The sequence below is a fragment of the Rhizobacter sp. P2_G4 genome, assembly GCF_056403575.1.
Map to the genome: position 1 here is coordinate 492,983 of NZ_JBFUFG010000002.1, position 19,999 is coordinate 512,981.

Sequence of the window (19,999 nt, forward strand, 5' to 3'; positions counted from 1 at the left end):
CATGACCTCCAGCGCCGCCTTGGTCGACGACGATCTGCTGGTTCAACCCAAGGTGTTGCTCGTCGACGACGACGAGGTCAACCTGCTGCTCACCGCCATCGCCCTGCGCGAGCGCGGTTTTGCCATCACCGAAGCGACCAGCGGCGAACGTGCCATCCAGCTGCTGGCTGACTGGCTGCCCGATGTGGTGGTGCTCGACGCCCTGATGCCTGGGCTCGACGGGTTCCAGACTTGCCACGAGCTGCGCGCGCTGCCGGGTTTCGAGTCGCTGCCGGTGCTGATGCTCACCGGCCTCGACGACGACGCGTCCATCACCCGCGCCTACGAAGCCGGCGCCACCGATTTCTTCGTCAAGTCCACCCAGTGGAGCCTGCTCGCCGGCCGGCTGCGCTACCTGTTGCGGTCGTCGCGCACCCGTCTCGAGCTCGAGCGAAGCAAGGCCAAGCTGGCGCGCGCGCAAGACCTCGCCCGCATGGGCAGCTTCGACTGGCGGCTCGGCAGCGGCAGCCCGGTGTTCTCAGTCGAAGGCCTGCGGGTGTTTGGCTTGGGGGCCGGTGACGTCGCCACGATGCGCGGTGTGTTGCGCATGGTGCCTAACGACGATCGCGAGGGGTTCCTCATGGTGCTGCATGACGTATTCCGTCACAGCTCCGTGCTGGCCACCGACATCCCCGTCACGCTGCCCGATGGCCGCCAGCAGCGCATCGTGCACGTGGAAGCCGAGCCCGAGTTCAACGAACACGGCAACCTGTCGGGCTACACCGGCATCGTGCAGGACGTGACCGACCGGCGCATGGCCGAAGACAAGATCCGCCATCTGGCGAATTTCGATGCGCTCACCGGTCTGCCCAACCGCCGCCAGCTCATCTGGCGCGCCGAGCGCGCACTCGAACATGCACGCCGGCTGAACCACCCGGTGGCGTTGCTGCTGATCGACCTCGACCGCTTCAAGGTCATCAACGACACGTTGGGCCATGGGGCCGGCGACGAGTTGCTGATGGAGGTGTCGCGCCGGCTGCGCTCCTGCGTTCGCCACTCCGACCAGGTGATGGAAAGCTCCATCGAGTCGATGGGCTCGCGCTCGCATCGCACGCTCGAGGCCGTGGGCCGCCTGGGTGGCGACGAGTTCGTGGCGCTGCTGCCCGAGGTCTCAGATGAAAGCGACGCCGAGCGCGTGGCCGACCGCATTCTCGACGTCATGCGCGAGCCGATCTTCGTCGGCGGGCAAGAGTGCTTCGTGACGGCCAGCGTGGGCATCGCAATGTTCCCGCGCGATGGCGCGACCGTGGCCGACCTGATGCGCAACTCCGACGTGGCCATGTACTCGGTGAAAGCCCAAGGCCGCAACGCGGCGCTGCTGTACCGCCCGGCACTGGCCGGCAAGGGCCGCGAGAAACTGGAACTCGAGTCGGCGCTGCACAAGGCCATCGAACGCAACGAACTGGTGCTGCACTACCAGCCCAAGGTCGACGTGCGTGGCGCCAAGATGGTGGGCGTGGAGGCGCTGATGCGCTGGCAGCGCGGCAGCGTGCTGGTGCCACCTGGCGATTTCATTCCGCTGGCCGAAGAAACTGGTTTGATCATTCCGCTCAGCGAGTGGGCCATTCGCGAGGCCGCCCGCCAGGCACGCCTGTGGCAGGACAGCTTCGGCTTCTCGGACTCGATTGCCGTCAACTTGCCCAACCGCTTGTTCGAGCGCACTGATCTCGTCGAGAACATCCATCAGGCCGTCACGCTGTATGGCGTGCCGCACCATGCCATCGAGCTCGAGATCACCGAAACAGGCCTGATGAAGGACCTGCAGAACGTGATCCCGTCGCTGCACCGGCTCAACGAGATCGGCGTCGAGATCTCGATCGACGACTTCGGCACCGGCTATTCGTCTCTTGCTTACCTCACCACGCTGCCGATCAGCGAACTCAAAATCGACCGCTCGTTCGTGCGCGACCTGGGCATGACGCCGCAAAGCTCGGCCGTGGTCACTGCCATCATCGCGCTGGCCCGATCGCTCGGCCTGCGCGTGATTGCCGAAGGCGTGGAGAACATGCGCCAGATGGAGGTGCTGCACCGCCTGGGCTGCGTGGTGATGCAAGGCTTCCTTTTCAGCAAGGCGCAACCGCCCGACCTGCTCGAGCAGTGGCTCGAGCAGACGGTGCTCCCGCGCAAGGCGCCGTGGATCGTCAATGCCGGCGAGGCCGATGCGGCCGATGTGCTGCGGGCCGCCGTCGAGGCGCGTTCGCGGTTCACGCCCTGAGGGTACAGCGCCTCTCGCCTCTCTTTTGATCTGACTCCCGATGGACACGACACGCGCTGCTCCGCGAGCCGCATCAGACGCTCTGCCACCCCAGCTTGCCAAGGCCGCGCTGCGCCGGCTGGTGCTCGAGAAGCTCGAACCCACCCCTGAAAACTACGCCCGCGCCTACCACCTGGAAGCCGGCACGCCGGTGCCCGGAGCAGCCGCGCCGGCAGCGTCTGCCGTCGACAAGGAGGAGTCTGCCGCCCAGGCCGTGGCGCTGGCCAGCCTGATCGAGCGCGTTGTGCGGGGCGTGCAGCGTGGTGGCCGCCAATGGACGGTCGCGCGCAAGAAAGACAGCCTGCAACGCGTACTGTCCAGCTCGCGCAGCGATGTGCAGCGTATGCAGCAACGTCTCACGCAGCTGTTGGCCGGTTGGGAAAGCGATACCGTGGATGGCGCCGTCGACCCCGAGGCGCTGGCGGTCGAAGTCGAGCAGCCCTGGGGCGAGCCGACACAACCTGCGCCGCTGGCGATGGAGGCTTCGGCAGCGCCGTCCAACGAGACCACGCCGATCTGGCAAGAGCTGCTGAGCAGCCTGGGCGGCACGCTGCAGCAGGCCATGCCGCCCGCGCCGGCCGCCAACGCCGAGCTCGCCGACGAGATTGCCGAACTCACCAAGCGCATTCGTGAGCGCGGCCCCACGGTCGGGCAGAGCGATGAGCTGGAGCAGCTGTGCAAGCGTGCTTCGCGCGTGCTGGCGCATCGCCATCACCTGATCGACCAGCTCGGCGGCCTGTGCGAGCAGCTCACCGCCAGCCTGACCGATCTGGCCGAGGACGAAAGCTGGGCCAAGGGCCAGTGCGAGGCCATGCAGAACGAGATCGCCTATGGCCTCACGGCGCGCAGCGTGCGCTCGGTCGGTGAACTGCTCGACAACACGCGCGCCCGGCAGAAGCAGCTTCACATCGAGCGCGCCAAGGCCCGCGATTCGCTCAAGACGCTGATCAACCAGATGCTCAGCGAGCTGGGTGAGCTGGGGTCGCAGACTGGCCGCTTCCACGACAACCTCGGCCGCTACGCCGGCGTGATCGAAAAGGCCGATTCGCTGGAAAGCCTGGCAGGTGTCGTGCGTGAGATGGTCGAAGAGAGCCGCACGGTGCAGTCGCTGGTCAAGGTGGCGCAAGGAAAGCTGCAGTACGAGCAAGGGCGTGCCACCGATCTGTCCGAACGCGTGGTCGAACTCGAAACCGAGCTGCTGCGCTTGTCTGAAGAAGTGTCGACCGACCAGTTGACGCAGATCGCGAACCGCCGCGGGCTGCTTCAGGCCTTCGAGGCCGAGCGTGGGCGCCTGGAGCGCGAAGGCACGCAGTTGTCGATCGGCTTGCTCGACGTCGACAACTTCAAGAAGCTCAACGACGAGTTGGGCCATGGGGCAGGGGACGTGGCGCTGAAATCGCTGGCTGAGGTCGTCAGCAAGGCCTTGCGGCCGATGGATTTGGTGGCCCGCTACGGCGGAGAAGAATTCGTGGTGCTGCTGCCCAACACGCCGGTCGCCGAGGGCGAGCAGATCCTCACGCGGCTTCAGCGCTCGCTGACAGGCGGCCTGTTCATGCACGAGCAGAAGCAGGTGTTCGTCACCTTCTCGGCCGGTGTCACGGCCTACCGCCCTGGTGAGCGCATCGAGGTGGCGCTGGAGCGGGCCGACGAGGCCTTGTACGAGGCCAAGCGGACCGGTAAGAACCGCACCTGCGTCGCCTGAACGTTTCGAGCAGGCGCGCTGCCTGCGCTTTCTGGATTTGCCCCTGCGGGGCCCGGGTTCTTGGCCCGGCAGCGTACCCTGTGGTTTGTGGCGCTGCATCGAGCGCCGACCCAGGAGATTCGCATGACCGTCGCTCGAACCCGCACTGAATTCTTGGCCGTCGCCACCGTTGGTTTTGCCGGCGCCTTGTTGCTGGCCGGCTGTGCAACAAAGACGCTCGACGCTCAGTGGTCCGACCCGCAACTGACCAGCGGCAACCCGCTGCGAGGTGCGCGCGTGCTGGTGGTGTGCGAAGCGCAAGACCTGGTACTTCGACGCATCTGCCAGGACCAGGTCGGCGTGCAAGTGACTGCGGCGGGTGCGACACCCGTCGCAGCGCCTGATGGCGCAGCCGATGCCTCGGGCAACCCGGCGCGATACCTGGCTGCTGCGACAGCGGCGAGTGCCAAGGCGGTGTTGGTCACGACCGTGGCACCCGACAGTTCCGTCGCCAAGTCAGGTTTCACCGTCGGCTTCGGGCTCGGCGGTTTTGGGGGCGGTGGCTTCGGCGGCGGTGTCGGTGTTTCGGCGCCCGTCGGTGACACCAAGGTCGCTACCGGCTATGCCGCCAACGGGTCGATCACCGACGTCGCAAGTGGCCGCTTGATGTGGACGGGCAAGGCCACGGCCGCACCTTCGGATGACCTCAATTCGCAAGTCACCGAGCTGGCGAAAGCGGTGGTGACCGGAGCAGGGAAGGCCGGGCTGTTCTGACCTGCGGCGGGCTGGCCGAGCTCAGACGCGCGGCGAGCCGGGCGTCACCCAGCGCGCGAGTGTCGCGAACATCTGGTTGACGTTGATCGGCTTGGCGATGTGGTCGTTCATGCCGGCGGCCAGCGCGGCGTCGCGGTCGCCGACCATCGCGTTGGCCGTCATCGCGATGACCGGCAGTGTCTGCTGCAGCGGCCGCTTTCTGAGTGCCCGCGTGGCGGCGTAGCCGTCCATCACCGGCATCTGGCAGTCCATCAGAACAGCGTCGAATTCCTCGTGCTCCAGCACGTCCAACGCCTCCTGCCCATTGCGCGCCACGCTCACGTCGATGCCGGCGCCGCCCAGCAGGGCAAGCGCCAGCTCCTGGTTGACCTCGTTGTCTTCGACCAGCAGGATGCGAGCTCCTCGAAGGGTGGTGCTCGGGTCGGTGAAGTTCGCAGCTTCATGCACTGCATCGCGCAGAGTGCCAGGGACCGTGATGCCGAGCGCGATGTTGCAGGCGTCGACCAAGGTCGAGGGCGTGACCGGCTTGACGAGCAGCGCACTCACTGCCCGCTGCTGTTCGGCCAGCCCTTGCAGCACGGCTTCGCGTGACACGGCGGACATCATCAGCGCGACCGGAATCTGCGGTCGCTGCGGGCCGCGCCGGCCCAGCGCAGCGGCGCCTGCAGGATCGTCCATGCCAGGAATCTTCGAATCGACGAGCAGCAGCTCGTACGCCGCGTTTTCCGCGTCGGCCTGCGTTACGAGATGCAGTGCTTCGGTGGCATCGGCTGCGGCGTCGGCCTGGAGCCCCAGGGCCACACAGGTTGCAGCGAGCACGTTGCGCGCACCCGCGTTGCCGTCGACGATCAACACGCGGACTCCGCGCAAGCCTTGGGCTCGGCACTCGGCCGACGTCTGTGCCACCCCCATCTGCAGGCCGAAGCGCAGGGTGAAGCTGAAGCGGCTGCCCCGCGCCGCTTCACTGTCGACATCGAGCTCGCCGCCCATCAGCCGCACGAGGTGCCGGCTGATCGCAAGCCCCAACCCGCTGCCACCGTAGCGGCGGCTGGTGGATGCGTCCGCCTGGGAAAACGGCAGGAACAGGCGCTGCTGTACCGCGGGGCTCATGCCGATGCCGGTGTCGCGAACCTCGAAGCGCAACTGCGCCGAAGTGGCATCGCACGACGCGAGCTTCACGGCCACCGTGACCTCGCCACGCTCGGTGAACTTGACGGCGTTGTTGCCCAGATTGAGCAGCACCTGCCCCAGCCGCGATGGGTCACCCACCAGCGCCGTGGGCAGCTGGGGCGACAAGTCCAGCAGCAGCTCCAGGCCCACCTCCTCGGCCCGCATGGCGAGCACGTTGACGAGGTTGTCCAGCGTGGTGTCGAGGGTGAAAGGGATGGCTTCCACCTCCAGTTTGCCGGCCTCGATCTTCGAGAAGTCGAGGATGTCGTTGATGATGCCGAGCAGCGATTGCGCCGCGGCATGCGCCTTGTGGACGTAGTTGCGCTGTTGCGGTGCGAGGTCGCCCTGCAAGGCCAGCGCAGACATGCCGAGAATCGCATTCATCGGCGTGCGGATCTCGTGGCTCATGTTGGCCAGGAATGAACTCTTGGCCTGGTTGGCCGACTCGGCCGCGTCGCGTGCCAGTCGCAGCTCGGCGGTTCGCTGCTGCACGGTCTGTTCGAGCTCATCCTGATGACGGCGCGCCGCCGCCTCGGCCTGCTTGCGTTCGGTGAGGTCATGGGCCAGCGCGACGAAGCCGGTGATGCGGCCTCCTTCGCCGTGCTGCGCCGTGCGTGACAGCTGCACCGGCAGGCTGGAGCCGTCCTTGCGCACATAACTCCATTCGCCGTCGTCCGGCAGTCCGCGGTGAGCTCGGGCGAACAGGACCTCCATGCCGGGCGCGATGGTTGTCCCCAGCTCCGCAGACAACTCACGTGCCTTGCGCGCGATTTCGGCCGGGTCGTGCCACGCCATCGGTGTCAGCTTGCCCACGACTTCATCGGCGGTGTAGCCGAGCAGGCGCTCGGCCGCACGATTGAAGATGGTCACCACGCCGTCGGGGTTCACGGAGATGATGCACGAGCCCACGTTGTCGAGCACCGTGCGCTGCAGGGCCGAGAGATGGCGCAGCTCGGCGTCGCGGTCTTCGATGACGTCCATCATCGCGTTGAAGCCGCCGCCCAGCCGCGCGACCTCGTCGGCGCCAGCGACCGGAACGCGGTGGCTGTAATCGGCTCGCGTGCGCACCCGGTCCAACGCAACGGCCAGCGCGGCAATGGGGCTGACGACGCTGCGCTGCAGCCCGATCAGCAGGCCCAGCGCGACGACCGTCAACAGCATGATCGAGCCTCCGGCGATCATGAGCAGTGCGTTGCGGGTCTGGCGCTCGAGTTCGCCCAGGTGCATGACCAGGTGCAGGCGCGCGCCGTCCTGCAGGCTCTGCACCAGTTCCACGGAGTGCCGATCGGGCGAGAGCGCCACGCCGTCGGGCCGTTGTGGCGATGGCGAAGCCGAGGATGACGTCAGATCACCGGCGCTGTAGCGGGCCAGTTGGCGACCGTCGGCCAGCACGATCTTCGCTTCGAGGATCTGCGCATTGGCACGCAAGGTGTCGAGGATCTCCTGTGCCCGTGCGGCATCGCCGAACGCCACGGCGGCCTCTGCCCCGACCGACACGAGCTCCGCGTAGGGCCGCACGACGCCGCGTGCGCGGTCTTCGAGCGTGAAGCGCTCGAACAGCAGGATCGCCCCGGTGGCCATCGCAAAAGCCAGCAGCGCCGCGACGAACAGCGCCAGCGCCAGCATGCCGCGGATGCCGACCGGGCGCCACTGGCTCATCGCCATCTCCGCAGCGCGCCGTTCTCCACCACTTCGCGCGAAATCTCCAGCATCTTGGACGGGATCGTCAGCGTGGCGGCGCGTGCCTGGTCCAGGTTGATGCTCATTTCGATGCGCTCGCCGGCCATCAGCCGGATGACGCCGCCTTCTTCCAGGAACTCAGGCGCCCGGCCCACCGTGAGGATTGGTTGCTTCTTCAGCTCGGCGAGCGCGGCACGCCGCTCCGTGGCGAGGGGCAGGTCGACGAAGACGATCTGGCAGGCCGGAAGCTGGTCCAGCCGGGTGACACGCACGACCTCGAACGCGCGGCCGTGCTCCGTGCGGCCTTGGAAGGTCGCCTCCAGCGCGTTGTCGAACTGGTTGCGGCCGAGAAGGCAGATCTGCCACGGAGACCGCTCGCTGGCAAAGGCGCGCGTGGGCCACGTCACGTAGCGGGCAAAGTTGCGCAGGAACGCCGCTTCCACCCGCGCGGGGTCGGTAGCCTGGTCTTGCGCGGCTGCGGCGCCCTGCCACAGCAGAGCGGCCAGCAGGCCCGCGACAGTCGCCCAGCGCCACGGCCCCGTCACAGCGTGACTCGCAGCGTGAGCAGAACTTCGCGCGGGCGCGAGCGTGTGCTTTGCGACGGCCGGTAGGTGGCGCCGCTGAGGTTCTTGCCTGCCACCTCAAGGCTCATGTGTCGCCCGCCCGACAGCCACGAATAGCCGGCCAGCGCATTGAAGAGCGTGTAGCTCTGGCGCGATGACGGTGGCCCGTCGGGCTGCATCGTCTGGTCGCGAACGATGTTGACGCCGCCACCCAGGAAGGCGCCTTGCAGGCCGGGCGAAGTGAAGTCGTAGCGTGTCCACAGGTTGGCCAGGTGCGGAGCACTCATCGCGAGCCTGGCACCGTGCAGCAGGTTCACGTTCTTGTAGTTGAGCTGCCCAGCGGCGTCCAGCGAGGCCGGGTCTTGCGCGAGGATGGCCGCGTCGTTGCCCGTGACCTCGACGATGCGCGCCTTCATGTAGCTGTACGAGAGATACATCTGCCACTGCGGCACCGGCGTGATGGTGAGGTCGAGCTCCACGCCGCGAGAACGTTGCTCGCCGCTTTGCAGGTTGTAGATCACCACCGAGCCGGCCGAGTTCGTCTGCGCCAGATCGTTGACGATCCTGCGGTTGCGCAGATCGAACACGCTCAGCGTACCGGAGACGCGGCCGTCCAGCAGTTCGGCCTTTACGCCGAGGTCGAAGCCCTTTCCTTCGCTCGGTGCGGCGGGTACGGCTGAACCGTCGAGCTGAAACAGGATGCGTGAGCCGGGCACGAAGGACTCTGCATAAGAGGCGAAGGCGGCAAGCTCAGGCGTGACTTTGTAGAGCACACCCAATTGTGGTGTGACCTTGCGTGCGTCGATATGGTCGGTCTGCTGGGTCAGTCGACTCAGGATCTGGCTGTCTGTGGTGGTCGAGCGCAATCCGGCCAGCAGCAGCAGCCGGTCGTCGAACAGGCCCAGCGTGCTGCCGGCATAGATGGACTTGTCGGTGGAGTCCGTGCGAGTGTCGGTGGCGTTCTGGGTGAGCGTGGACAGTGGGATGTCGACGGCGCGGTTCCAGGTGGATGGATCGCGCAGGTCCCACAGCGGCAGCGGCGACCCGATCGGGTTGGTGCCCAGTGCGGGGTCGTTCGGTGCCTGGGCGGCCCAGTTGTCGAACCTTCGTTTGACATGCTGTGCACCGAGCAGCAAGCGCAGGCTCGCCGCACCGAGCTGGAACCGGCCGACGGCATCGAGCGAGAAGGTCTCGCCGCGGTTGGTGTAGGTCTGCCCACGCAATCGCCGGCCCTGCAGGAAGGTCGTGTTGTTGGGCATGCCGAAGTTGCCCGAGAAGAGCGCATCGACGCTGTAGTACTGCTTGGCATAGGCGCCACGAAGGTTCCAGTGCTCGTCGGCCTTGAAGTCGACCCATGCGTTCAGGCCATCGGTTTCGCTGCGTCGGCAGTCGACGTCCGACATGCTGTTCCAGGTGTCCGGCAGGCCGGGCACGCTCACACCCTGCAGGTTGGGGTCGGACGCCGTCGGCACGACGCCACTCTGGCGCCCGTAGGTTGGCTTTTGCATGAGCTGCGGCGACTCGAGCTTGTGGAAGCTCTCGTACTTGAGCGACACACTGACGCGATCGCTGGGCAGCCACAACAGCGAAGGCGAGATGTTGCGGGAGTGCGCGTCGTACGGCTCCCAGTAGTGGATGTCCTGGTCGTAGGAGGCGGCGAGGCGGTAGCGCAGCGTGTCTGATGCCGGCCCCGTCACGTCGGCCTGGGTTCGGTACTGCCCGTACGAGCCGGCGATGACTTCGCCCGTGGCCGAGAACCTCGGCTGCGGGCTCTTGGTGATGATATTGACAATGCCGCCGGGGGCCACCTGGCCGTACAGGAACGATGATGGTCCCTTGACCACTTCCACGCGTGCGATGTTGGTGAAATCGAAAATCGAGGGGCCGAGGGAACCGTCGCGCAGGATCTGCGTGCCGCCGGGCACGGAGCTCACCGCGAAGCCGCGGATGGCGAGGTTGGCGTTGCCTTCATTGAAGTCGTTGCTGCGGTACGTGACACCCGGCGAATAGCGGGCGATGTCGTGGATGTCACGCGGCGCCTGGTCTTTGATGAAGGACTCGGTGAATGCCTGGATGGCGAATGGCAACTCGCGCACCGGTGCATCGAAGCGTGACGCGGACACGGCATTCGAGGCCAGGTAGCCTCGGTCAAGGTGGCTGGATACGTCAAAGGGCGAGACGCGCACGTTCACCAGGTCGGTGATGTCCATGTCGGCCACATCGGGACTGACAGGCGCTTCCGGGGTGCGGCCGTCTTCGGCACCCTTCGCGGGAAGGGACCCCAGGCTCACCAGCGCCAAAGCGGCGCATGCAGCCCAACGCCCCGTCGTCTCGAAACAGCCAGTTGCCATCAGCCAATCCGCCTCGGCCCCATTCTGGGGCAGTCTAGCGGCGGAAACACCGTTGTGGCGTGATCTTTATCAAGCCATTCGACATGCCACGGTGCCTGTCCGTGATGCTTGCTGCATCGCCGCATGCCAGCATTGGGGGGCGCTGGCAGAGCCTCCTGGCGGATGCGGAGCAGCGCAGAAGAACGCGCTGCTTTGAGGCTACCTCGAGATGCAGGTCTCGTTGTAGGTCTTCTCCAGCGCCCGCAGCGCCTCGACCTCTTTGGCGTTCAGCTCGGCTTCTCGTCTGCGCTTGAGCGCGAGGATGTCGCGCATGCCGTCGCACCGGTCTGAGCGCACTCTCGCCTCTTTGCGCTCACTCACGGCGCTCTCCCGCTGGGCCATCAGCTGTTGGCGGTCCTTGCTCCGGTCCTGCTGTGCTTGCGTTCGAGCGTCCTGGTCTTCGACGGAACACTTCTGGCGGTACTCCTCGTGCAAGCCCTGCATGACGTCGCTCCGCACACCTCTTGCCGGACCGGTGCGAATGGCCTCGCTGATTGATGCGCAGGCGGAGCTTAGGTACTTGAGGTGATCCTGTGCCTTGGGCACGCCGGGGAGCGTTTGGGAGTACTGAGGTGTCTGCCGGACAGGTCCGTAAGACTGGATGGATGTGCTGGTCGCGCATCCGATTTGTTGGCCTTGCCGCAAGCACGACTACAAGCGCCTTGTCTTCGAGCCGATATGGATCGCCACAAAGGCGCGAAACGTGAGGTAGCTCACATCAAGTCCTCGAACAGTGCTCACAGTTGTGACGCCCTGAAAGGGCTAAGCGGCGGCTCGTAGGCGCGAGCTAGACTCGCTCGGAAAGGAATAGGAGCACTGGAGATGACGACGCTTGCGGTCATGGCACTTGTGCTGCTGGTCTTGATTGCGGTCGGCATCGTTGGCGCCAGGAGCAGGTCGCGGCCTCTCAAGGAAAAGCCAAAGGCGCGCATGCCTTTGACGAAGTACGAGCAGCCGATGTACTTCCGACTGCGCGAAACGTTTCCCGATGACGTTGTGCTTGCGCAAGTGGCGTTCTCGGCACTGCTGAAGAGCAAGAGCAGATCGACGCGCAACGCTTTCAACCAAAAGGTTGCCGACTTCGTCGTGTGCACCAAAGCGTTCGAAGTCTTGGCGATCATCGAGTTGGACGACTCAAGCCATGCTGATAACAAGGAGGCTGACGCGGCACGTGACGAGTTGCTCAAAGGCGCCGGATATCGCGTACTTCGGTACTCACGCACGCCTGACGCGGCCACGCTAAAAACCGCCATTGACGAGGCGAAGGCGGCGGTCAATTGCGCCTGATTTCGTTGCTGTACAGATTGGGCGCGGCGAGAAGCGGTCGCCGCTCTCTTAATCTCAATCCGTGAGAAGTTGCCTGGGCATTCTTTATTGATCCGGAGGACGACCCGCAGAACGCGAGCGCCTTGCGACGCTACTTAGCGTTCGCGACTGGCGGAAGCGGTGAGATTCGAACTCACGGAAGGGTTCCCCCTTCGCTGGTTTTCAAGACCAGTGCCTTAAACCGCTCGGCCACGCTTCCAACGGAGGCAGATTGTAGACCCGCAGGCTCGTGCCCTCCTTGCGAGGCCGGGGGCTTGCGGGCTCGCAAGAGCGGCTACTTCTGGTACACCCGCACGTAGTCGACTTCCATCTTCTGCGGGAAGCTCGAGCTGCCGTTCGGCGAGCCGGGCCAGTTGCCGCCGACAGCGATGTTCAGCAGCATGTGGAAGCGCTTGTTGAAGGGCGCCGGGAAGGCGCCGCCGCTGGACCACCAGTCGCTGGCGGTGTGGTACAGCACACCGTCGACATAGAAGCGGATCTGGGTGGCTTCCCACTCGACGGCGTAGACGTGGAAGTTGTCCACGATGCTGGTGGCCGGAACTGTATTCCCGCCCTTGTTCGTGTTGTTGGGCCAGGAGCCACCGTAGTGCAGCGTGCCGTAGACGGTGTTGCCACCGGCCGCCGCGGCATTGACCGCTTCCATGATGTCGATCTCTCCGCTCGCCGCCCAGCCGCCGTAGGCGCTGTCGGTGGGCAGCATCCAGATGGCCGGCCACAGGCCTTGGCCGCGCGGCAGCTTCGCACGGACTTCCATGCGGCCATACAGCCAGTCGCCCTTGCCCAAGGTGCGCAAGCGGGCGGATGTGTAGTCACGGCAACCGTCGGTGGAGCAGTAGCGCTCGGCCAGGGCCTGGATGGTGAGCACGCCGTTGGCGACGTAGGCGTTCTGCGAGCGGGCGGTGTAGTACTGCAACTCGTTGTTGCCGCCGCCACCGCCGTTGACCTCGAAGCCCCATTTGTTGCCGTCGACCGCATTGCCGTCGAACTCGTCTTGCCAGACGAGCCTCCAGCCGCTGGGCGGCGGGGTCGGGTCGGTGGTTGCGGTGCCGGCCGGGGTGAATGCCCAGCGCTGGTTGGCCTGGTCGCCGCCGCAGTCCCATTGCTGGATGTTGCCGCCTGCGGCCGTGCTCCAGTCCTTGACGTCGAGGCAGCGGTTGCTGTGGCGGGCCACGATCTGGTAGCCGCTGTTGGTGGTGTTGACGAAGAAGCGCTGGTTGTCGCCGGTGGTGTCGGGCCACTGGATGAGCAGGGCGCCGTTGGCCACCGAGATGGCGTCGATGTCCCACGATTGATGGCTCAGTGCGTTCGAAAGGCGATAAGAACCGCCGGCCTCGGGCAACACGTCGAAGCGTTGCGACGTGCTCGATGAGCACGCGTTTTGCACGACCCGCGCTGCATTGGCGGTGCTCGAGCCCGCGATGTCCATGCACAGGCGCGAGTGGTTCGACGTGATGGTGTACTGCCCCACCGGCAGCGCGCTGCGGCCTGCGTCGGAGCGCGGGTAGAAGTGGAACTGCTGCGCGCCGGTCCCGTTGCAGCCCCATTGCTGGATGTTGGCGCCGTCGTTCAACGAAGCGCCAGTCACGTCGGCACATTTGCCGCTGTTGACGTTGGTCAGCACGTAGCGATTGCCAAGAGTACGTGAGGCGCGAAAGCGCTGTGCGTTGGTGCCGTTGTCAGCCCACTGCTGCACGTTGGCGCCGTCGGCCGCCGAGCTGCTGGAGACGTCGATGGCTTTGCCGCTGCCGACATTTCTGAGCTTGTAGACTCCAGTGGAGGTCGACGTGACGTCGAACACCTGGGCGAGGTTGGTGTTGCAGGCGGCTTGCTGGATGTTGCCGCCGTCGGCCATGCTGGCGCCTGCCACGTCGACGCATTTGCCGCTCGCGGCATTGACGATCACGTAGCGGCCGGGTGGCAACGTCTCGGTGGAGACGCTCGCGGCTTGCTCGCGTTCGGCACCAGCCGTGGGGCTGGAGTTGGCACCGGTGCTGCTGGCGCCGCCGCAGCCTGAGATGAAGCCAACCGCAGCCAAGGCGATGGGCAGCAGCAAGCGCAGATCGGGTGTGCGAGGTGTCATGGGGCTTCCTCTTGAAACGTTGTGGTTGTCGTCTGAAGCCAGGGCGGCCTCACCAGCCCACGGTGACGATCAGTCCCTTGGGCGCCGGGTGCTCGAGCAGGCTGCTCTTGCTACGCACGTCGTCGTAGCAGAAGCCATAGGCAAGGCCGTCGATGCTGTGGTCGTGCCAGAACTTCGCGTAGTAGTTGGCTGGGCCGGCTGCGTAGTAGCTGGCAGCGTTGCTCCACTGCGCGGGATCGACGTTGACCAACAGATGTCGGTTGAATGCGGCGGTGATCTGCGCTTGCACCACCAGCTCCTGGGCGTTGCCCGAGGCGAGGTTGCCCGAGCCTTCAAAGATGGCCTGCGTGGTGGGCTTGCCGTGGATGTAGAGGTTGGCGGGGCCGCCGTCCTTCGAGAAGACGAGGTCGTTGCCGATCACGCGGCCACGGAATGTGCCGGCCTCGGCGGTGAACACCAGATCCCTGGCGGCGTAGGTGCTCCACACCTGGTTGACGTAGGCGTCGAAGTAGTTGCCGTTGGCCTTGCCGGCGTTGAAGTTGCTCTTGGCCGGCGCAATGATGCGGTAGGGACGCTGCGCCAACAAGCGGAATTCGGCGGGCACCTGTGCTTCATAGTCGGCAAAGATCGCAGCGCGCGATTGCGTTTCGCCGAGTGTGCGGTCGTAGCCATCCTTGCCGAGCAGGCGGGTGCGCAGCGGGAAGCCGAACTGGTCGACCCGCGTGGTGTTGCCGTGGTAGCCGTAGCCGTCGACCGTGAACTCCACCCACTCGAAGTAGACATCCTGGTTCGGGTCGCTCGGGTTGCCCATATCCGGCCCGGCGAAGCCGGTGCGCCCATCGCCTGCGGTGTTGATCTTGATGTACATGGGCGAGCCGACACTGAGGAACATCCGCCCCGAGTCGATCTTCGGGATGGAGACCCAGTTGGCCTCGCTCATCTTGTAGAAGTAGTTGGCGTAGGTCTGACCGTTCTTCGTCAGGCGGTTGGCGGCGTTGTTGTCGTTCACCGAGGCCGGCACGAGATTGCCGTTCCTGTCGACATAGGACAGAGCCCGCGTGGTCGGGTTGTAGCCGATGATGGACCAGTAGACCTGCGAGTCCGCATAGGCGCCATTGGTACCGTTGGCGAGCTTGATCGTCATCACGCCGTTGCCCACCGGGAGGTCGGTCGAGCTGGCCGGGCCGAGGGTGTACGACGAGGCCAGGTCGTTGAAGTTCAGCGCCACGAGGTTGGGCACATCGGCTGTCAGCGTGAGGCTGCGGCCGCCTTCGCTCGCGTGCTCGAACAACTGCAGCTGCTGACCGGCCCGCACCTTCACCGACGAGATGCGGTCGTTCCAGGTGCTGCCGACGTAGGCTGAACTCGCATCGCTGCAGAACGAGGCACCTTGGTAGTCGGCGTTTTCGTAGAAGCACGCCGCGCCTGTGGCAGGGGGCGGCGTCGTGCCACTGGCGACCGTGTAGCTGTAGCGCGGCGTGTCGTAGGCCGGCGCGCCGTTGTTGTAGGTGAAGAAGTAGCTGAGCGTGGTGCCGGTGCTCACCGGCACGGCTTGCTCATGGCGGGCGCTGGCGCTTTGGTAGCCCATGCGCAGGTTCTGCAGCCCGCCCCCGTTGACCTGGTAGTGGACGTCGACCCAACTGGTATTGACGCTGGACTTGAACCACAGCGTGGCAACGTTGCCCGAGGCGCTCACGCCTTGAGTGAAATCCGCCGCCAGCGCCGAGACAGACAGACTCCAGCCGACGAGCAAAGCGAAGCACCAAGCTCTGAAATTTTTCATACACCCCCCGTTAAGCAATGTTGTTTGCTGCGGATTCTGGGTGGTGCAAGCAAAGGCAGGTCGTGCGGCTTGCAACAAGCCGCAACCCGACGCCCGCCTCGGGCGCGTTCAGGTGGAGCGTGATTTTTTTCGCGGTTGGCCGCGCTGGCTTACCCCGGTTGGCGGGCGTTGAAATTGGTACTAAACTGGCATCTAAGCGCTTTACGGCGCCTTACAAATCCGCTTAACCCGGTTTCATGGCCTGTTCGCAGTCCACCTGGAAAACTTCGCGCGAGGCGCCGTCGACGCGCACTGCGGTGAGCTTGCCGCCCCAGATGCAGCCGGTGTCCAGCGACAGCAGGTCGGGCTGGTTGATCAGGCCCAGCGTCGACCAGTGGCCGAAGGCGATCGGAACGCCGGCGGTCAATCGGCCCGGGACTTCGAACCAGGGATAGAGACCCGGCGGCGTGGCGCCTGCGCCTTCCTTGGTCTTCAAGTCCAGCGTGCCGTCGGCGCTGCAGAAGCGGATGCGCGTCAGCACGTTCACTGCAAAGCGAAGCCTTGCATCGCCTTGCAACCCGGCATCCCAACGCGAGGGTTCGTTGCCGTACATCACGCGCAGGAAGTCGACCAACTCGGGGCTGCGCAATCGCTGCTCCACCTCATCTGCGAGCTGCAGCGTCGTTGCGAGATCCCACTGCGGAACCACGCCGGCATGCACCATCAGCCAGCCATGCTCATGCACCGCCATGCGTTGATGGCGCAGCCAATCGACGAGGGCGGGACGGTCGGGCGCCTCCAGCAACTCACCCAGCGTGTCGCTGCGGCCGGCGGGCCGAATGCCGTTGGCTACGGCGAGCAGGTGCAAGTCGTGGTTGCCCAGCAGGCAGGTGACGGCGTTGCCCAGCTCTTGCAGGCGGCGCAGTGTCGTCAGCGAGGCCGGGCCGCGATTGACCAGGTCGCCAAGGATGTATGCCCGGTCGCGCGACGGAGAAAAATCGACGCGCGCGAGCAGCCGTTCCAGCGCGTCGCAACAACCTTGCAGGTCACCGATCAAGTAGTTCATGCCGGCATTCTGCGGCCTGTCACTGCGACGCAGGCTCACTCTGATACGCTTGCTCGCTTCTTGGTACGGTGCGTTCCGGGCGGGCCCCGGTTCATGGACATAGCTCTTCTTGTTTTTCTGATTCTGCTCAACGGCTTGTTCGCCATGTCAGAGATGGCGCTCACCGCGAGCCGCCGGGCTCGGCTACAAGTGATGGTGGAGGCCGGCGATGCAGGGGCCCAGGTCGCAATGGACCTGCACGAGAACCCGACCAAGTTCCTGTCCACGGTGCAGATCGGCATCACGTCGATCGGCGTGCTCAACGGCATCGTCGGTGAGGCGGCGTTCTCCGAGCCGTTGGCTCAGTGGCTGAACACCGCGTTCAACATCCGCCCGAAGATTGCCGGCATTTCGGCCACGGCGCTCGTGGTGATGTGCATCACTTTCCTCACCATCATCTTCGGCGAGCTGGTGCCGAAACGCCTGGGTCAGATGTACCCCGAGATCGTGGCCCGCATGGTGGCGCAGCCGATGGAATGGCTCTCGCTCGCGGCGCGGCCGTTCGTCAAGCTACTCTCGTGGTGCACCGAGGCCACGCTGCGGCTGCTCGGCGTGCGCGGTGGGCCGAACCGCTCGGTGACCGAAGAAGAGATTGCCGCCAGCCTGGAAGAAGGTGTCGATGCCGGTGTGATCGAAGCGCAGGAACACCAGATGGTGCGCAACGTGTTCCGGCTCGACGACCGGCCGGTGGGCTCGATGATGATTCCCCGCACCGACATCGTCTGGCTCGACGCCGCCGCGCCGATCGAAGAGGTGCTCAAGGCCATCGTCGACCAGGAGCATTCGCGCTACCCGGTGTGCCGCGGCGGGCTGAACGACGTGCTCGGCGTGGTATCGGCGCAAACCCTGCTGCAGCAGCTGCTGCAAGGCCAGACGCTGTCGCTGACCGAAAAACTGCTGCCACCCGTGTTCGTGCCGGAGACGCTCTCGGGCATGGAGCTGTTGGACCAGTTTCGGGCGTCGAGCGCGCAGCTGGTGTTCGTCGTGGATGAATATGGCGAAGTGCAGGGCGTGATCACGGTGCGCGACGTGATGGAAGCCATCACGGGCGAGTTCACCACCCCTGCAGCCGAAGACGCCTGGGCCATCCAGCGCGAGGACGGGAGCTGGCTCTTCGACGGCCTGATCCCGGCGCCCGAGCTGAAGGACCGCCTGGGCCTGCGGGACCTTCCCGAAGAAGACCGCGGCCGCTACAACACGCTGGCCGGCATGGTGATGCTGTTGCTGGGGCGCCTGCCGCAGACCACCGATTCGGTGGAGTGGGAAAACTGGCGCTTCGAAGTGGTCGACCTCGACGGCAAGCGTGTCGACAAGGTGTTGGTCACGGCCCTGCAGCCCAGCGACGTGCCGGCCTGACGGCGGTATCGGTGGGTCGGCGCTCCACTCGGGTGCGCACTGAGGGGTTCATGGCCCCGGAGGCCTCGCAGGCCCCACAATCAGCCGCTCTTGGTTGCGACACCGATGAATACCCCGATCACATCCTCTGCCCCCCGCCGGCCCGCGCCGGTGGCTTTGGCCGAGGTGTTGCAGCAGGCCGAGCAGGCGGCCGAGCGAGACGAGCATGCGCGCGGTATTCAGCTTGCCCTCCATGCAGAAGCCCTGGCCCGCAGCGCACAGGACAAAGCCAGTCTGGCGCACGCGCTTCGGTTGCTGGTCCGGCTGAATGCCCGCGAGGGCCTGGCGGAGCAGGCCGTTGCGGCGGGGCAGGCGGTGCTGCCGTCCTTGCGCGAAACCGCTGACGACGCTGCCCGCGCGGACGTGTTGTGCAACATGGCCATGGCGTTCATGGACCTGGGCCTGAACCAGGAGGCGCTGGACCACATCAGCGAAAGCGTCGAAGCCGCTCGTGCCAGCGGCGATGCGAAGCTGCTGTGCCTGGCCTACAACCGCGTCGGCCTGACCAAGGCGCATCTGGGTCGCTATGAAGAGGGCGAACGCTTCCTGGCTGAGTCGTTGGCCATGGCGCGCGAGCTGCAAGACGAAGAAGAGATCTACCGCGCGTTGGCCAACCTCAGCGTGGTGGCGTCGGACGCTTTCGACGCGCTCGAATCGCGCGGTGACAGCATGGCAGCGCAGGCTGCCATCGAGCGCGCGCGCCGCCATGGCGAAGAGGCGCTGATCGTCGCGCGCCGTTCGGGTCATGCCTACCGCGAGGCGCTCACGCTGTCCAACCTGGGCCGCTATCTTGGCGTAAGCGGACAGGAGAAGGCAGCCTTCACGCTGCTGGACCACTCGCGGGCGCTCGCCATCGAGCACGGCCACCGCGCGATGGTGCTGGCCTGCGACGGCAACCGTGCCGAGCTGCTGGTGCGCGAGAAGCGTTACGACGAGGCCATCACGATCCTGAACGAGGCGCTGGCGGGTGCTCAAGAGCTGTACGCCAACGCCATGGTGCAAGACATGCACCTGCAGCTCTATATCGCGCACAAGGCGCGTGGCGACCTGGCCGAAGCCCTGATGCACCACGAGACTTACCACGCACTGACCAAGGCGCAGCTGGAGCAGCGCAACGACGCCCAATCGCGCTTGATGATGAACCGGCTCGAGCTCGACCAGGCGCTCTTCAGCGCCGAGCGTTCTCGCATGCAGGCCGAGCTGCAGCGCGTGCGCGCCGAGCAGATGGCTGCAGAAGCCGAGCGGCTGCAGGCGCAGGCGCGAGAGCTGGGCCGCTACGTGCTGGCCGACCCGCTCACCGGTTTGGGAAATCGCCGACAGGTGGAACGCGAGTTGCCTCGGCTGATATCGCACGGCACACGCAGTGGCGAGCCCTTGGCGGTGGCCATGCTGGATCTCGACCACTTCAAGCTGATCAACGACCGTTTCGGCCATGCCGTGGGCGACCAGGTGCTGACGGCCATCGCCGACCTGTTCAGGGCACGGGTGCGCGGTGGTGACCTGATCGCGCGCATGGGCGGCGAAGAGTTCCTGATCGTGTTTGCCCATGCCTCGCCGGAGTGGGCGCGTGACGCCTGTGAGCGCCTGCGCCTGGCGGTCCAGGGCCATGACTGGGAGCAGATTGCTGCGGGGCTGAAGGTGACGATCAGCATCGGCCTGTGCCTGGCCAAGCCCAACATCGAGGCGGCCCAGTTGCTGGAGCAGTCCGATCTCGCGCTTTACGAGGCCAAGCACCATGGGCGCAATCGCGTCGAGGTGATCGATTCGCGCTGAGAATGGA

At 65.7% G+C, this 19,999-nt stretch carries 13 protein-coding genes and 1 tRNA gene; 6 read left to right on the plus strand and 8 right to left on the minus strand.

Annotated features, from left to right (window positions below; genetic code table 11):
* Window position 1 precedes the first annotated feature (1 nt).
* The 3 genes from AC1DYS_RS08750 to AC1DYS_RS08760 all read left to right on the plus strand — a co-directional run bounded on the left by AC1DYS_RS08750 (window position 2) and on the right by AC1DYS_RS08760 (window position 4,748).
* The gene (locus AC1DYS_RS08750) at window positions 2-2,254 is read left to right on the plus strand and encodes a putative bifunctional diguanylate cyclase/phosphodiesterase (protein ID WP_047485025.1); all 2,253 of its coding nucleotides are present in this window, start codon (window positions 2-4) and stop codon (window positions 2,252-2,254) included.
* 40 nt (window positions 2,255-2,294) lie between these two features.
* Complete coding sequence (locus tag AC1DYS_RS08755) at window positions 2,295-3,995, plus strand: sensor domain-containing diguanylate cyclase (RefSeq protein WP_477898076.1); 1,701 nt, start codon at window positions 2,295-2,297, stop codon at window positions 3,993-3,995.
* A 123-nt stretch (window positions 3,996-4,118) separates the two neighbouring features.
* Window positions 4,119-4,748 (plus strand): hypothetical protein, encoded by a 630-nt coding sequence (locus tag AC1DYS_RS08760; RefSeq protein WP_477898078.1) that lies wholly within the window; start codon window positions 4,119-4,121, stop codon window positions 4,746-4,748.
* Window positions 4,749-4,769: 21 nt separating this feature from the next.
* On the opposite strand, the gene AC1DYS_RS08765 is transcribed toward AC1DYS_RS08760, so the two are convergent.
* The 4 genes from AC1DYS_RS08765 to AC1DYS_RS08780 all read right to left on the minus strand — a co-directional run bounded on the left by AC1DYS_RS08765 (window position 4,770) and on the right by AC1DYS_RS08780 (window position 10,995).
* Window positions 4,770-7,577 carry a response regulator gene (locus AC1DYS_RS08765; RefSeq protein ID WP_477898080.1) on the minus strand — a complete coding sequence of 936 codons (2,808 nt, stop codon included), beginning with the start codon at window positions 7,575-7,577 and terminating at the stop codon, window positions 4,770-4,772.
* Window positions 7,574-8,143, minus strand: a complete 570-nt coding sequence (locus AC1DYS_RS08770; protein WP_477898082.1) for a YfiR family protein — start codon at window positions 8,141-8,143, stop codon at window positions 7,574-7,576. The genes AC1DYS_RS08765 and AC1DYS_RS08770 overlap by 4 nt, the downstream gene beginning before the upstream one ends.
* Window positions 8,140-10,371: a TonB-dependent siderophore receptor gene (locus AC1DYS_RS08775; RefSeq protein WP_477898084.1), complete on the minus strand. Its 2,232-nt coding sequence runs from the start codon at window positions 10,369-10,371 to the stop codon at window positions 8,140-8,142. The genes AC1DYS_RS08770 and AC1DYS_RS08775 overlap by 4 nt, the downstream gene beginning before the upstream one ends.
* Window positions 10,372-10,710: 339 nt before the next feature.
* The gene (locus tag AC1DYS_RS08780; RefSeq protein WP_477898086.1) at window positions 10,711-10,995 is read right to left on the minus strand and encodes a hypothetical protein; all 285 of its coding nucleotides are present in this window, start codon (window positions 10,993-10,995) and stop codon (window positions 10,711-10,713) included.
* A 378-nt stretch (window positions 10,996-11,373) separates the two neighbouring features.
* Between AC1DYS_RS08780 and AC1DYS_RS08785 the strand changes: the two genes are divergently transcribed.
* On the plus strand, window positions 11,374-11,838 hold the full coding sequence (locus AC1DYS_RS08785; protein ID WP_477898088.1) for a DUF2726 domain-containing protein: 465 nt from the start codon (window positions 11,374-11,376) through the stop codon (window positions 11,836-11,838).
* 148 nt (window positions 11,839-11,986) lie between these two features.
* Here the strand turns inward: AC1DYS_RS08785 and AC1DYS_RS08790 are convergent.
* The 4 genes from AC1DYS_RS08790 to AC1DYS_RS08805 form a co-directional block, all read right to left on the minus strand.
* A tRNA-Ser gene (locus AC1DYS_RS08790) sits at window positions 11,987-12,076 on the minus strand.
* Window positions 12,077-12,151: 75 nt separating this feature from the next.
* Window positions 12,152-13,957: an RICIN domain-containing protein gene (locus AC1DYS_RS08795; protein WP_477898090.1), complete on the minus strand. Its 1,806-nt coding sequence runs from the start codon at window positions 13,955-13,957 to the stop codon at window positions 12,152-12,154.
* A gap of 49 nt (window positions 13,958-14,006) precedes the next feature.
* A complete protein-coding gene (locus AC1DYS_RS08800; RefSeq protein ID WP_477898092.1) occupies window positions 14,007-15,740 on the minus strand; it encodes a beta-1,3-glucanase family protein in 1,734 nt (577 codons plus the stop codon).
* A 223-nt stretch (window positions 15,741-15,963) separates the two neighbouring features.
* A complete protein-coding gene (locus AC1DYS_RS08805; protein WP_477898094.1) occupies window positions 15,964-16,785 on the minus strand; it encodes a symmetrical bis(5'-nucleosyl)-tetraphosphatase in 822 nt (273 codons plus the stop codon).
* Between the two features lie 93 nt (window positions 16,786-16,878).
* Here AC1DYS_RS08805 and AC1DYS_RS08810 point away from each other — a divergent pair, with 93 nt between their 5' ends.
* Both AC1DYS_RS08810 and AC1DYS_RS08815 read left to right on the plus strand, forming a co-directional pair.
* Window positions 16,879-18,180 (plus strand): hemolysin family protein, encoded by a 1,302-nt coding sequence (locus tag AC1DYS_RS08810; RefSeq protein ID WP_477898096.1) that lies wholly within the window; start codon window positions 16,879-16,881, stop codon window positions 18,178-18,180.
* Between the two features lie 105 nt (window positions 18,181-18,285).
* A complete protein-coding gene (locus AC1DYS_RS08815; RefSeq protein ID WP_477898098.1) occupies window positions 18,286-19,992 on the plus strand; it encodes a GGDEF domain-containing protein in 1,707 nt (568 codons plus the stop codon).
* The last annotated feature ends 7 nt before the right edge of the window (window positions 19,993-19,999 follow it).